This is a genomic window from Brevundimonas sp. D3-1P (assembly GCF_055809335.1).
Map to the genome: position 1 here is coordinate 1,313,547 of NZ_CM147908.1, position 14,253 is coordinate 1,327,799.

The 14,253-nt window shown below is 66.3% G+C and carries 9 protein-coding genes and 1 pseudogene; 5 read left to right on the forward strand and 5 right to left on the reverse strand.

The genetic code is table 11. The annotated features are described in order from the left end of the window. Positions 1-13: 13 nt before the first annotated feature. On the reverse strand, positions 14-253 hold the full coding sequence (locus tag AC0L6G_RS06700) for a helix-turn-helix domain-containing protein (protein ID WP_083793413.1): 240 nt from the start codon (positions 251-253) through the stop codon (positions 14-16). Positions 254-763: 510 nt separating this feature from the next. Between AC0L6G_RS06700 and AC0L6G_RS06705 the strand changes: the two genes are divergently transcribed. The 3 genes from AC0L6G_RS06705 (at position 764) to AC0L6G_RS06715 (ending at position 5,287) form a co-directional block, all read left to right on the forward strand. Further along, a complete protein-coding gene (locus tag AC0L6G_RS06705) occupies positions 764-1,255 on the forward strand; it encodes an RNA polymerase sigma factor (protein ID WP_008261235.1) in 492 nt (163 codons plus the stop codon). A 10-nt stretch (positions 1,256-1,265) separates the two neighbouring features. After that, a complete protein-coding gene (locus AC0L6G_RS06710; protein WP_008262673.1) occupies positions 1,266-2,261 on the forward strand; it encodes a FecR family protein in 996 nt (331 codons plus the stop codon). A gap of 71 nt (positions 2,262-2,332) precedes the next feature. Continuing rightward, complete coding sequence (locus tag AC0L6G_RS06715) at positions 2,333-5,287, forward strand: TonB-dependent receptor (protein ID WP_473253016.1); 2,955 nt, start codon at positions 2,333-2,335, stop codon at positions 5,285-5,287. 1,815 nt (positions 5,288-7,102) lie between these two features. Here AC0L6G_RS06715 and AC0L6G_RS06720 read toward each other — a convergent pair. After that, positions 7,103-7,654, reverse strand: a pseudogene (locus tag AC0L6G_RS06720) (AAA domain-containing protein); the annotation flags it as partial. Further along, positions 7,590-9,188: a hypothetical protein gene (locus tag AC0L6G_RS06725; protein ID WP_473253017.1), complete on the reverse strand. Its 1,599-nt coding sequence runs from the start codon at positions 9,186-9,188 to the stop codon at positions 7,590-7,592. The pseudogene AC0L6G_RS06720 and the gene AC0L6G_RS06725, both read right to left, overlap by 65 nt. 173 nt (positions 9,189-9,361) lie before the next feature. Here AC0L6G_RS06725 and AC0L6G_RS06730 point away from each other — a divergent pair, with 173 nt between their 5' ends. Together AC0L6G_RS06730 and AC0L6G_RS06735 are read left to right on the forward strand one after the other, a co-directional pair. Then, a complete protein-coding gene (locus AC0L6G_RS06730; RefSeq protein WP_473253018.1) occupies positions 9,362-10,030 on the forward strand; it encodes a hypothetical protein in 669 nt (222 codons plus the stop codon). Between the two features lie 22 nt (positions 10,031-10,052). Further along, on the forward strand, positions 10,053-11,126 hold the full coding sequence (locus AC0L6G_RS06735; RefSeq protein ID WP_244999708.1) for a HEPN domain-containing protein: 1,074 nt from the start codon (positions 10,053-10,055) through the stop codon (positions 11,124-11,126). A gap of 135 nt (positions 11,127-11,261) precedes the next feature. On the opposite strand, the gene AC0L6G_RS06740 is transcribed toward AC0L6G_RS06735, so the two are convergent. Together AC0L6G_RS06740 and AC0L6G_RS06745 are read right to left on the reverse strand one after the other, a co-directional pair. After that, positions 11,262-12,485 carry a ParB/RepB/Spo0J family partition protein gene (locus AC0L6G_RS06740; RefSeq protein ID WP_473253019.1) on the reverse strand — a complete coding sequence of 408 codons (1,224 nt, stop codon included), beginning with the start codon at positions 12,483-12,485 and terminating at the stop codon, positions 11,262-11,264. A gap of 515 nt (positions 12,486-13,000) precedes the next feature. Beyond that, the gene (locus tag AC0L6G_RS06745) at positions 13,001-14,107 is read right to left on the reverse strand and encodes an IS110 family RNA-guided transposase (RefSeq protein WP_313574059.1); all 1,107 of its coding nucleotides are present in this window, start codon (positions 14,105-14,107) and stop codon (positions 13,001-13,003) included. Between the last annotated feature and the right edge of the window lie 146 nt (positions 14,108-14,253).

Below are 14,253 nucleotides of genomic sequence, written 5' to 3' on the forward strand. Positions count from 1 at the left end.
GTGACCAACGATGTCACTCCGGTTCGATAACCCCGGCCCCCACCGCGACCGCGACGGCCTCTATCCGGGTGCGCACGCGCAGCTTCGAGCACACCTTCTCAAGGTAGCTGTCGACCGTGCGCGGCGACAATCCGAGGATGGCGCCGATATCTCCCGAACTCTTGCCGCGACTGACCCACAACAGGCACTCCAGCTCTCGCGGGCTCAAGGCGAAAACTCGAGAGCCGACATTCGGTTGGAGGTTCGGAGCCATGATTTCACTCGCGATTGACCGGTGAAGGCTGAACGGACCAGCAGCCACGAGCAACACAGGGGAGTTGCGCATTCTCCGCAAGAAAGTTGCGGAGAATCGACGTCGGACCCGCCGCCCCTTAGGATCAAAGCCAACGCCAGAGACTGATTGCCCCTGCTTTGGCGACCGCTTACACAGTCCGGCGTCGGGCGCCGTCAGATACGGGCGCAACTTGAGCCGGGGTCCGTCAGTGGCGGAGGCGGCGTTTCGCCCTGAAGTAGCGGGCCTCTTCGCAGAGGATTCCTCGCCCGACCCCTCCGCCTTGCACCGGGACTCGCTTTGATTCATTGTCGGCCGTCGGCGCTTGCGTCGACAGGGGCCGGGAATCCCCTGTGCGAAGCTCAATCTTTACGACCGCGCCTCGACGCGCGGCGTCCGTCCGCTGGTGACCGCGGCGCACCCCTGTGTGCGCCCGGTCGTGGCGGGCGCGCTCTCGGATTCCTGCCTCCTGAAAACCGGCTGGAGGCCGCCGTGAGCGATGTGAAGGAGATGAACCCGGACGCTGCGGCGAGCCTGAACGGGCTTTACCGACGCTATTCGGGGTGGCTTGGAAAGCGCCTGCGCGGACGTGTGGGCGTCGATGAAGCCGCCGATGTGGTGCAGGAAACCTACCTTCGCCTAGCTCCCTATCTCATCGAAGACATCCGTCACCCCAAGGCTCTGCTCCTTCGCGTGGCCCTCAACCTCGTTCGCGATGAACGGCGTCGGATGGCCCTCCGGGACCGGGCGATGCAGGGGGCGATTCCAATATGGGTCACAGCGGTCGACGCGCCTGTCGACCGGCTGCACCTCAAGCAGGTTCTCCTGACCATGCCGCCGCTGTATCGGGACGTCTTCGTCTTGAGCCGGTTTGACGGTATGACATATCCGGAGATTGCTCTGGCCCACGGGATCAGCCTGGCTACGGTTGAACGGCGGATGGCCAAGGCTGTTGAGCACTGCATGGCCCAACTGGACGTCTAAGGCACGAACGATGACTGCCGATAATGACCTGGACGTAAGACGACGCGAGGCCGCGTCGTGGTTCGCCACCCTCAACCAGAAGCGGGTGGCGGCTTCGGACATCACTGCTTTCAGTCAATGGCGCCGCACCCCTGCGAACGCGGAAGCCTATGCCCGGATCGAAACGATGTGGGAGGCGGCCGGGAGCCTCAAGGGCGACGCCGATATCGCCGCCTTGACTGCAGGGGCCCGCGCACGCGCCGACGCCTCGCGCAAACTGCAGGGCCGCCTCGCCAAAGGCCTTATACCGATCGGCGCCGTGGCGGCCGTCGCCGCAGTGGTTGTCGGCGTGACAATGTGGTCTGCCCGTCCTCTGTCCTATGAAACCGGGCTGGGCGAACGGCGGATCGTCGTCCTGGCCGATGGGTCAAAGGTTACCCTGGACACCGAGTCTCGCATCACCGTCAGGCTCACCGGCCGTCGCCGTGCTGTAGAGCTGGCGAGCGGCCAGGCCTTCTTCGATGTGGAGGGCGATCCCGCCCGCCCCTTCGTTGTTCGCGCCGGCGCGACCGACGTCACCGCCGTAGGAACCCGGTTTGACGTCCGCCGCGCGGGCGGCGGCGCGCAGGTGACGCTCGTCGAAGGCAAGGTCGATGTCGTAGACCGGGGGCAAGCCACGCCGCGGTGGTCCCTCGCCCCGGGCCAGCAGATTGTCACCGCCTCGCCTCGTCCAGCCGTCCGGTCGGTGGATGCGGCGTCGGAGACCAGCTGGACATCCGGCCGCCTCATCTTCGCCGGCGACACCGTCGAAGCCGCTGTGGCCGAGGTCAATCGCTACACCGCGTCCAAGGTCGTCCTGGATGCGCCCGCCATCGCCGATATCGCTGTCAGCGGCGCTTTCAACACGGGCGATGTCGAGGGCTTCGTGTCCGCGCTGACCGAGCTCTATCCGGTCGTCGCCGACCGCACGGCTTCCGGTCAGATCGTCATTCGTGACGCCCCCGCGAAAATTATGAGCGCGCGCTGAGGGGTTTTGCCGCGCCCCTTCGTCTCTTCCCCGAACCGCGTCTGTGCGGATATCCATTTCGGGGGATTATTATGCGTATCGGTCTCTGTTCGTCTGCTTTCGGAGCACTCGCTGTCGCGGCGGCAATGCCTGTCGTCGCCCAGGCGCAATCCCCTGCCGTCCAGTTCCGCGTCCCGGCCGGCCCGCTAGAAACCACTCTTCCGCTGTTCGCGGCGCAGAGCGGCGAGCAAATCCTCTATTCCACCGACCTCGTAGCCGGCCGTCAGTCTCCGGGCGTCAGCGGCGCGCTGCGGACCGATCAGGCGCTGACCGCGCTACTGCAGGGCACGGGCCTGAGGGCGCGGCGCACGAGCCCGAACACTCTGGTCGTCTTTGATCCTTCCGTCCGGGCGGAGGCAGCAGATGAGGCGATTGAGATCGACGAGGTGATCGTCACTGGCAGTTTGATCCGCGGCGTCGCTGACGGCCCGTCGCCAGTCATCACCGTGACCCGGGGCGATATCGACCGACAGGGGCATGGAACAGTTGCCCAAGCGCTTGCCGCCCTGCCCCAGAATTTTGGCGGCACCGGTAACGATGCCGCAATGAGCAACGGCGGCGACCGGACGGGTACGAACAGCTTTTACGCCTCGGGCGTCAATCTGCGCGGCTTGGGCAGCGATGCGACTCTCGTTCTGGTCAACGGCCGACGAATGGCGGGCACAGGAAACAAGGGCGACTTCGCCGATGTCTCCACAATACCGACCAGCGCCGTGGCCCGCATCGACGTGCTGCTCGATGGTGCGTCAGCGCTGTACGGAGCGGATGCCGTGGGCGGCGTGGTCAACATCATCCTGCGTGAGGACTATGACGGTGCCGAGACGCGGGTCCGGTACGGCGTCACCTCGGATGGGGCGAGCGATGAGCTCCAGATTGCCCACACCGTAGGGAGCCGGTGGTCGTCAGGCTCGGTCCTGGGCACCTATGAATACAATGACCGCAGCCGCCTGGCGGCATCCGAGCGGGACCGGGCGAACGACGCGGACTTGCGGCGGTTCGGAGGATCCGACCGGCGTCGCATCTTCAGCAACCCCGGCAACATCGTCGTCTTCGACGCCGCAGCCGGCGGCTATGTCCCCACCTACGCCATCCCCAGTGGGCAGAATGGCGAAGGCCTGAGCCCGAGTGACTTCATCGTCGGTCAGGGCAATCTCTACAATCACCGCGAGGGCCTGAACGTCCTGCCGGAGCAAAACCGACACAGCGCCTATCTGGTCCTCAATCAGGACCTAGGCGACCGCGTCTCGGTCAACGCCGATGTTCGCTATGGCCTGCGCGAGTTTGAGGCGGTGTCTCAAGGGTTTCCAACGACCTTCACCGTGACCGCAGCTAACCCCTATTTTGTGGCTCCGACAGGCGCGACATCACACATCATCGCCTATAATTTCGGCCGCGATCTCGGCAATCCGAGGATCGAAGGCCGCGCCGAAAGCCTCGGCGGTTCGATCGGGGCCAAGATCGATCTGGCAGGAAGTTGGCGGCTGGACACTTACGCCGCCTACGCGCGCGAATACGGTGAAAACTCGAGCAGCAATCAGCTGAACTCCACCTTCCTTCGCGAGGCGCTCGGCGCGATCGCTGACAATCCGGCGACCAACTACAGCGCACCGCGCGATGGCTACTTCAATCCCTTCGCCGACGGCTCGAACAGCTCGCCGGCAGCCTTGGCCTTCATCGGCTCCGGCTGGGCGCGCGGGGTCGGGGAGACGACGGTTTCGTCCGTCAACGCCTTGGCGGACGGGTCCCTATTCACCCTTCCTGCCGGGGACGCCAAACTGGCAGCGGGCGTCGCCTTCCGCCGCGAGACCTTCGAACGTCAGGACACAAGCTTCACATCAGGCGTAGCGCCGTCGGTCGGCGTCCCCGTCGCCTTCGACCGGGAGGTGGCATCCGCCTTCGCGGAAGTCCGCATCCCCCTCTTCAGTGCCGCCTACCGCCGCGCTGGATTCGAGAGGCTTGAGCTATCGATTGCCGGACGGTTCGAGAACTATTCCGACGCCGGTCAAACGACCAGCCCCAAGGTCGGGGTTCTGTGGCAGCCCTATTCGGAACTGGTGCTGCGCGCCAACTACGGCGAGTCCTTTCGCGCGCCGGCGCTGCGCGAGTTGAACGAGACGGCGGACCAGAGCCCAACGTTCCTCCCGCGCGGATCGCAACAGGTGCTGGCCGAAATTCTCTACGGCGGCAATCCCGACCTTGAGCCCGAGCAGGCCAAGAGCTGGACGCTTGGCGGAGACTATCGGCCAGCGGCCCTTCCCGGCCTTCGCGTGGGCCTAAATTTGTTCAGGATCGATTTCGACAATCAGATCGGTCAGCCCGCCTTCACGGCCCTGACCACCGCCCTTGCCAATCCCGCCCTGTCGGCCTTCGTTCGCATCATCGATCCGATCAACAACGCGCAGGACCGCGCCGACATGCAGGCGTTGCTGGATCTGCCGACGACAGCGCTTGCCGATCTGTTCCCCGCCGAGGCCTATGGCGCCATCGTCGATGCCCGGTTTGTGAACACGTCCAGCGTGCTGCTCAAAGGGATCGACGCCAATCTCGGCTACGCCTTCGACATCGGCGACCACGCGTTCGATCTCGACGCCAACCTGACCTATCTGGACCGGTTCGATACGCAGGCGACCCCGACCGCGCCCGTTCAGTCCGGCATCAATAGTCCCAACTTGCCGGTGGACTTCCGGGGGCGCGCATCCGCCAACTGGACCCATTCGGACTGGGGGGCTTCCGCAGCCATCAACTACGTGGATGGCTACCCTGACGCCACCGGGCGCCCCATCGGCTCATGGACGACGGCGGACGTCCAGTTCCGCTATGCACCTACGCATGGGATCTTCGACGGCGCGTCCCTGACGCTGAATGTCCAGAACGTCTTGGATACCGATCCACCCTTCTATGACTCGCCTGAAGGCGTCGCCTTCGACGCCGCCAATACCGGCGTGGTTGGCCGGCTTGTCTCTATCCAGCTGACCCGGAGCTGGTGATGAAGCTCTTTATCGGCCTCATGGCCGCGGCGACCATTCTGGTCCCCGCGAGCCCAATTCTGTGCCAGACGGCGTCTGCGCCAGCGCTTGATCCTTTCACGATCGACGACCTGCTGAGCCAAGAGGGCGTCGGCAACATCCGCATTTCTCCGGACAGCCGATGGGTCGTCGTGGAGCGGCAGGCTCCGTGGAACACCGCGAGCACCTATAAATACGACCAGTATACCGAGACCTTGCTGAGCCGGCTGGAGGTGTTCTCAGCAACCGACGGCGGCCGTCGCCACACCATTGAGGAGCCAGGTCACTCCGCAGGGTTCGCCTCGGGCCCCTTCTCGCCGAGCGGTGCTTCGATGGTCGTCTATCGCCTATCGGAGGGGGGATGGAGCATGGGCGTCATGACGCTCGCGACGGGATCCGTGCGATGGCTCGATCTCTCCCCAGAACTGGCGCGCTTTGGCGAGACTGTCGTTTGGCGCTCCGAGACGGAGCTTTTGGTCGCCGCCCGCAGGAACGGCGCGCTGCCCTATATGCTCGGCGTCTATGCTCAATCGGTCGTAAAACAGAGCGACCTTTGGCGACGCGCCGAAAGCGGACATTCGCCGTCGGCGATCTCCACGCCGAGTGGTTCGGCGCGCGATAGCCGCGATAAGGGGACGCCGCTCCAGCTTCTCCAGGTCAATCTCGCGACCGGCCGCGAGACCCTCCTCCTCGAGGGCGCGATCATCGACGTCTCGCTCTCGCCCGACGGCCGCTCGGCCGCCGCGCTGCTCGACGGGCCCGACATCCAATATGGCCTCGATACGATCTTGTTCACCGGCACGCCCAAACGCGTGCGCCGCATCCTTCTCGCCGATCTCGAAACCGGGGCGACGGTCGAACCCCTGCCCGATCAAGATTTCACGTCACACCTGCTTTCGTGGTCGCCGCGTTCCGATCGATTGATCGCCTTTTCCCGCCCCGTCGGCGGGCGCTTCGAGGCGGGGCGTTTCTGGCTCTTGGGTCGAGCCGGGCCTGCCACGCCGGTCGATCTGGGCGACGCCTCGCCCGCGATCAATGGCGACAGCCAGACCATTCCGATCGCCCGGGCCAGTTGGGACGGCGACCGCCCTGTCTTCGAGGTTCGCTTGGCGGACGGATCGAAGGCGTGGATGATAACCGACCGTAGCGGACGCCGCCGGACCGTGGCCCAAGTCGAGGATGGAGAAGCCCTTTTGAGCTTCGGCGGCGCCACCTTCATCAGCCGCAATAGCGGTCTGACCCCTTTCGGGGACGGTCGCACACCTGCCGGACTCCAAGGCAGTCTCGTCGATGCCGGGACATCGTCCGATCTGGGTGCACGGGCGACGCAGAACCCCACGGCGGAACGCCTCGGCCGCGGCGTCTTGATGGGTCCTGACGGGTGTCTGCGGCACGCCAGCGGCTCGGCACACTGCTTCGGCCGGCTCCCCGCTGACGAGACCGTAGCGGCCGCGAGCCCTGATACCGCCTTCATGGTGACCCGCCGGCGATCCCCGGGCGGCGCGACCCAAGTCCGACTGCGAACCCAAGCGGACGAGATCGAACTGGCGACTGTGAACGCCGATCTTGACCACCGCGACTGGGGGACTGTTGTCCCGGTCGATCATATCGGACCGACGGGTCAACCCTTGCGCAGTTGGTTGCTTCTGCCCACCGCCCCGACCTCCAGACCTCCCCCGGTGGCGGTGATCGCCTACCCTGGCCGGGTCTTCCCGGCCGCGCCTGCGCGGCTGCTACCGGGCGCCCTGAACCTGCACGTCAATCCGGCCATCCTGTCCGCTGCAGGCTACGCGGTGCTCATGCCCAGTTTGCCCGAGCGAGCCTCACCATCCTCAGATCTGGGCGCGCTCGGTCCGGAGCTCGCAGCGATCGTTGAGGCGGCATGCGCGGCAGGCCGATGTGACGCTGAACGCGCCGCCCTGATCGGGCACAGTTTCGGCGGCTATCTGCGACGCAGTATGAGAGAACGACCGCATCCCGCTCCTTGCCCTGGATCCGGTCCACGGTCTCGACGAAGGCGTTGGCGCGCAGCAAGGGCGGCAGAGCGTTGCGGATGGCGGCGTTCTGCGCCCGGTGGGGGCTGACGGCCGCGATGCGTTCGCGCCAAAGTTCGCCCTTATAGGCGCCGTCGCTTTCGGTGACATCCACGAGTCGCTCGGCCAGTTTCTCCAGCAGACGCGCACTCGCCCAAGCTTCGAAGGGGTTGCTGCTCGAGGCCGGCGGACCGTCGTGGACCAGAACCGCGATGGGCCAATCGGGGTCCAGCGCATGCGCTTCCCACGGCTCAAGGCCGTCGCGCCAGTTCGGCTTCAGGGTCAGGCGCGCCTCCCGGACGGCGTCTGCCGATCGATACTTCCCGGGATAGAAGGTCTTCTCCGGAAAGGCGGTGAGCGGGGCGTTGAGCCGGAAGGTCGCCGGGCGCCTTCTTGTGTGAGAGCAACCGGTGAAGTTGCCAGACGGACGCTCCGACCACGACCGCTTCTGCGGTCAGATCCGCAAAGGCCGCCTCCCCCTCCTCTTTGGCGACAGAGGCACGGTGTTTGATGCGATCGGACAGTCCAGCGGGCGGCGCTGCTCCGAGATAGTGGACCTCGAACGCCTCGGGCGCGAACTGCCCCAGATGGTGCGCGCCTTTGAACTCCGGTTCCGGGACGATGTCCTCCGGCGGGAACAGCCGCACGAGATGCAACAGCGCGCCACGCACGCGGGGATCGTCCAGATGACGGCCGACGGCCTTCTGCAAGCTTAGAGCTTCGGAGGGTTCGTAGAAGAAGATGTGCGCATATTTGAGAGCGGCGTCGTCCCCCCGATCCATCGCCTCTCGGTTGGCCTGATCGACAGCGGCCAGATCCCCGATCAGCCGCCCCATGACGGCGACCAGAGCATCGGCCTCGTCTTTAAGCTCAGCCGTTTGAGGCACGCGGATATCATCACTGGCCGACCCGTCCGGGCCGACACGCCGATAGCCGACGGCGGCAATCCGGTCATCGACCGGATCGTAGTCTACCGAGACGAAGAACCGCAGATCGGCTCTCGGCGGCATGAGGAAGGTGTGCTCCTCTTCGGTCCGCTGGATCGCGTTGGTCGCCAGGGCGGCGGCGCGCGCAACCAACCGCGAGGCGTTGCGGGTCAGGGACCAGCCGGCACCGGGCGTTTTCGCCAGTCCGTAGGCTTTTGACAGCGCACCAACGGTCTCAATCCCCATCCTCTTGAGGGCACGTTTGGAATCGTGGGTCACGCCGGGGACGGCGGACACGTCGCGCCCCGCAGCGAGGGCCGGCGCGATTGACTGGACGCAGTGCTCGAGGAAGGCGCACTGTTCGCACTTGAAATAGAGGTGGTGGAAGGTCTGGTCGGACGGACCGAAGCCGATCCGCTTCTGCGCGATGGCTGGCAGGGTCTGGCTACAGAAGTCATCGACCTGGCGCAGATAGGGTCGAAGCGCGAACACCTCGGCGTCGGCCCGATCGCCCTGGGCCGTGCCGTTGTCCGGGATGCGCCAGACTTCCCCATCGCGGTTCAGGGTGACCGGACTGGAGAGGCGGATCTCGGCGAGCCGCTCTTCCAGCACCCGCACATAGAAGGCGATCTGAGTCTTGTGGAAGGCCGTCGCCCGCCGGGTGGCCTTGATGTCGATGATGGTGAAGCAGGCACGACCGTCGGGCAGGATTTCCCGCCGGACGAGGTCGGCGATGTTCCGGTTGAGTTCCAGCCCCGTGCCTTCCAGAAAGCGCGGAACGCCCGTGGGCTTCAGGTTGATCTGGGCGGCATAGGTCTCCGAACGTTCGCCGCGCAGAAACGCCAGCGTCAGTCGTTCCGAGAGCACCTTCTCCCCCGGCGCAGGGCGCAGGACGGCGGCCTCGGCGGCCAGCCGATTGACCACCCGGTCCTCGAACTCATTGCCGAGCTTCGCCCAAGGCGCTTCGCGAAGAGGAGGCGGTCGAGGACTGCGGTGGCGACGCCGACGCCGAGAGAGGCGGGCGCGCGCCGGAGCCGGAAGAGGTCGGGAGCGCCCTGTCCGACCGGCTGGTCATCGACCTCACGGCCCACAAGACCATGGGCCTGCGCGACGCGGTGCAGGCGGATGTGGGCGCGGCGCTGGCGACCGTGGTTCATGCCTTGGCGCTGCAGGTCTTCTATCCGGGATATGGCCTCTGGACGCCGCTGCAGCTTCGACTGTCTGTCAGCGGTCTGGAGCGGCTGGCGCCGGGGGTGGACGACGGTCCTGCCGGTCGGCGGGTTCGGGACCGGTGCGAGGCTTGGGGCGCGCGACTGCCCGAGCGGGCCGAGGACCTGTGGGGCGTGGTGTTCGGGTTGGCTCCATCGGACCAGTTGGACCTGATGGCCTGCTGCGCCGGGGTCGGCCTCTACGCCGTGCGTGACCCCCACGACCGGCGACCCGGCGCCTTGGCGCAGGCCGAGACGCTGGCGACGGTGGTCGGCCTCGACATGGCCGGGACGTGGTCGGCGACGGCGGCCAGCTACTTCACGCGCGTCCCAAAGACGCGGGTGCTGGAGGCGGTGACGGAGGCCGTCAACGCGGAGGAGGCGGGCCGGATCGCCGGGTTCAAAAAGGGCGACATGGCCGAGGCGGCGGAACGGCTGGTGGAGGGCAAGGGGTGGTTGCCCCCGGTCCTGCGGACGGTGTCCGATGCGGCGGAGCCGGAGGACGAAAGCGCGAGCGAACCGCGCGATGACGACGCCTATGCGTTCGCGGCGGAATAGCCGTCGCTGAGAGACTGAAAACTTGCCGCGCGCCCTTTTAGGGGCGCGCGGCTTTTTCATCGGCGCCGCCGTGCGGCGGCGAAGACCATCGTTGGGTACGACGCTCGCTCGGCGAGGCGGACAGGTCGAAGACGGCGTATTCAGCCTTGCCGTGTGCGGCCGTATCGCGGAGACTCCAGCCATGAAGAAGAGCCTCGATCATCTACCGCTGCGCAAACAGGCCGAACTCCGTCAGGTGGTCGAGACTGTGCGCGCGGCGTTCGAGGAGGCGATCTCGACCCGTCGCGCCGCGCGGCTCAAGGACGGCAGGATTCTCAAGGTCATCCTCTACGGCAGCTATGCGCGCGGCGACTGGGTCCATGACCCCGTCGGGCGCTACTTCTCGGATTTCGACCTGCTGATCGTCGTCGATCATGAAGACCTGACCGACGGCGAATTCTGGTACGAGGCCGAAAACCGGACCATGCCCATCGGGCCTGACATCCGCACGCCCGTCAGCCTCATCGTCCATTCGCTCGACGACGTGAACGAGCAACTGGATCGCGGTCGCTATTTCTTCGCCGACATCGTGCGCGAAGGCGTGCTGCTCTACGACACGCCGGGCGCCAAGCTGCACAAGCCGGCGGACCTCAAGGCGCGCGTGGCGCTGGAGGAGGCGGAGCGGCACTATGAGAAATGGATGACGAGCGCAGCCAGCTTTCGAAAAGTGGCGGCCTTTTGCATGTCGGACGATGAGCCGAACCTAGCCGCCTTCAATTTTCACCAGACAGCTGAACATCTTTATCATGCGGTGCTTCTGGTCGTGACGCTCTACAGCGGCAAGGCTCACAACCTAGCCTTCTTGCGTAAGAAGGCCGAGGCTATCGACCCTCGCCTAGCCGAGGCCTGGCCCCGCGAGACCAAGTTCGAACGCCGCTGTTTCGAACTCCTGCGCGAGGCCTATGTGAAGGCGCGCTACTCCGAGCACTACAGGATCAGTGGCGACGAACTCGCCTGGCTCTCGGAGCGAGTGAACGTGCTTCGCGTACTCGCGGAGGAGGTCTGCAAGGCGCGGCTCGCAGAACTCCTTGAAGCAGCCTCTAAAGACGACGCTTAAGCAACCGATCAGAAGGGCGATGTGGGGCCAATGGCTGGCTTTGACGCATGGCCGACGCTGATTACGTGCGCCATGAGTCAGACTCCGTACCGTCGGCCTTGCCGCAGGGCGTTGCCGTGAGCGACGTTGCGAGCCTCAGGCGGGGACGGCTTCCGGCGGCGGCGCGACCGCGTCCTCGGCGCGGACCAGTCCGCGCTCGAAACGGGCCAGACCGTCATGGCCGAGCATCACCACGACCCCCGCCCGGGCCTTGGCCTCGGCGGCGTAGTCGAAGTCCGGACCGAAGGCCTGCAAGCTCTTGTCGATCTCCTCCAGCCGCGCATCCTCTTCGGGCGACAGCCCCTCCGCGCCCGCCTCGGAGACGATCCGGTCATATTCCTCCGACAGGGCCGTGATCTCGGCGGCGTCCGCCTCCGACCGTTCGACGGCCACCGGATAGACCCGCCCGAAGGCCGAGACGTCCGGATAGTCCAGGGCGGGCTCCGCCCACTTCCAGCCCTCCCGTTCGCGCGCCTCGTCGGCCAACCCGGACAGCTTCTCGCCGACCAGCCGGTCCAGCAGGACCACGTCCTCCAGCCAGCCGCCGCCGTCCTCGGTGAACAAATCCCGGAGGATTCCGCCGCCTTCGGCCTTATAGGTTTCGACGCCGACGAAGCGGACGCGCCGGTCGCCGACGCTCACCTTGGCCTCGGTCATGGCGCGCCGGATGGCGTAGGCCGGGGTATGGGGGCCGACCTGCTCCAGCACCTGCCGCTGCCGGTCCTGATCCTCGCTGACGCAGAAGGCGCTCAACTGATCCAGCGCCAGCGTCCCGGCCCGGTAGGCCGCCATCAACTCCGGAGCCGCTGAGCCGAGCCGGAGACGCTGACGCACGACATGGGCGGACACACCGAACCGGGCGCCGATCTCTTCGGGGCCGTAGCCCTTCTCGACAGCCAGTCGCTGGAAGGCCTCGAACTGGTCGGCGGGATGCATGGCCTCGCGGGTCATGTTCTCATCGAGGCTGATCTCGTGGGCGTCGTTCTCGGCGTCCACGATGACCCGCACCGGATGGGTCCGCTTGATCGCCTTGCGCTTGGCCAGCAGCCGAAGCCCCTGACGGCGCCCCTCGCCGATGCTGACGAGGTAGCTCCCGGTCGGAACGCCTTCCCCGTCCCGCTCGATCTCGACCACGGGCGGCTGCAACACCCCCTTGGCCTTGATCGAGGCCGCGAAGGCCTCGATGGTCGCCGGGCTGTGGGGCGTCTTCCTCGCATTCTTCGGTGAAGCCTTGAGCCGGTTCAGCGGCACGGTGATCTCCGCGCCATGGGCGGGGGTGGTCGCCTCGGTCGCGACGGTTTCGATGGATTGAGCAGTCATGTCTCTGCCTCCTTTGGGCAAGGGTTGCAGGCACGCGAACTGCGCGCCTGAAACCCTGCCCGTCGGCGAGACCGGGGTAGCAAGGGCCAGGGCGGACCGGCCGGAGGGGGATCGCCCGACCTGCACAAGCCTGACGCCAATGCCAATCATGACGATCCTCGCCGGCGCGGAAGGTCGGGGAGACCGGCCGGTCCGGCGGCGCAGCCGCTTCACCCTGGCGCGCGCGAGGGCGGAGCCCTTCCATGTCCTTTTTCAAGTGTCTGGACGTGCAAAACCCTTCCGCGCCGCAGGCGCGGAGATGAGCAGGATGAGAGGTTCGTCAGGTTGGGGGCGGAGCGGCGTTGGCGACGGTCGATCAGTCTTCCATTCGCGTGTTGGTTACCGCATGAACGCTTTTCGTCGCGGGCTGGCCTCTGACTTAGGTCGGGCGTCGGCACATGGCCTGCCCACTGGGCTCTCGAGGATGTCCCTGACCTTCCGCTCCGCCCCCGGCCTGACGGGCCAGGGCTCGGCGCTCAAGGCGCCGCTGGCCGCACCTCCTGACCGATCGCCCAGATGAAGCCCGACAGCTCCCGAGCGATAGCGGCGATGACGACAGTCGGCCGCTTGCCGCCGGCGCTGAGACGGCGATATCTATCGCACAGGCGCACCTGGGCCTTCCACGCCACGTCCCGCACCACCTTCGGCTGGCGAGAGACGACGTCGGTCTTGCCGGTCGAGACCCGCGGCGGGTAGCGATAGCTCCAGGCCGCTTCCACCAGCATCCGCCGCGCTTCGCGGTTGCCGGTCTTGGTGATGCCTCCGCGCCGGATCCGGTCGCCGCTGGAATGCTCCGAGGGGACCAGACCCAGATAGGCCATCAGCCGTCGTGGATTCTCAAACCTGCCGAGATCGCCGACGGCCGCGACGAAGCTGACGGCCGAGATGGTGTCGAGGCCGCGCAACGCCCGAAGCGCCTCGACCAGAGGCGACAACGACCAGCCCGCCAGCATGGCGGAGATCCTCGCTTCGAGCTGTTCCCGGCGGTCCTGCGCCGCCCAGACGGCCTCCACGTAATCTTGGAAGACGATGCGGTGCGCATCCTGCTCGAACGCCTGACCCGCCAGCCAGCGGCGGTGCCTCAAGGTCCATGGCTTGCCGACCGGGTAGGTCCGGCCGTGCCGCAGCAGAAACGCCAGCAGTTGCTGTCGCGCCCGCATCAGGGCCATCATCGCGTCTCCCCGGGCCCGGACCAGATCGCGCATGGCCTCATGCACTTCGTCGGGGACCCAGACCGCCGTCAGACCACCCGCGCGGTGTTGAAGCGCGAGCATCTGTGAATCCCGTCGGTCGGTCTTGATGCGATCGCCTGGCTTGCGAGCGATCAGCGTCGGCGCCGCGACCAGGCAGCCATGATCCATCTCCGTCAGCTGGCGGTAGATCCCGTAGCCACAGCCGCCGGCCTCGTAACAGAACTCCAACCGACTACCGGACCGCGACAGCCGACCCGCCAGCTTGCGAACCTGTTCCGGCGTGTTGGCGACCTCGCCGCAGAACCTGACGGCGCCGTCGCGTCCGTCCTCTGCAGTGGTGACGCTGATGCTCAGCTTGTGAACATCGAGCCCCACAAAGAGCGTGTCCATTCCTTCCTCCTAGGCGCTGCTGAAGGCTGCAGCATCCGGCGCCAGGCCGAACGAGGGCAAGGACATACGGACTTAGCTCTGCAAGCCCGACGAACCGTGCATTCCGTCGTCAAAGTCGACCGCTAAGAACCGGAGCTTATCGGTCA

Coding starts and splice junctions, on each gene's coding strand:
- AC0L6G_RS06700 (WP_083793413.1), bottom strand. CDS start 253: ATGGCTCCGAACCTCCAACCGAATGTCGGCTCTCGAGTTTTCGCCTTG.
- AC0L6G_RS06710 (WP_008262673.1), top strand. CDS start 1,266: ATGACTGCCGATAATGACCTGGACGTAAGACGACGCGAGGCCGCGTCG.
- AC0L6G_RS06715 (WP_473253016.1), top strand. CDS start 2,333: ATGCGTATCGGTCTCTGTTCGTCTGCTTTCGGAGCACTCGCTGTCGCG.
- AC0L6G_RS06730 (WP_473253018.1), top strand. CDS start 9,362: ATGGGCCTGCGCGACGCGGTGCAGGCGGATGTGGGCGCGGCGCTGGCG.
- AC0L6G_RS06740 (WP_473253019.1), bottom strand. CDS start 12,485: ATGACTGCTCAATCCATCGAAACCGTCGCGACCGAGGCGACCACCCCC.
- AC0L6G_RS06745 (WP_313574059.1), bottom strand. CDS start 14,107: ATGGACACGCTCTTTGTGGGGCTCGATGTTCACAAGCTGAGCATCAGC.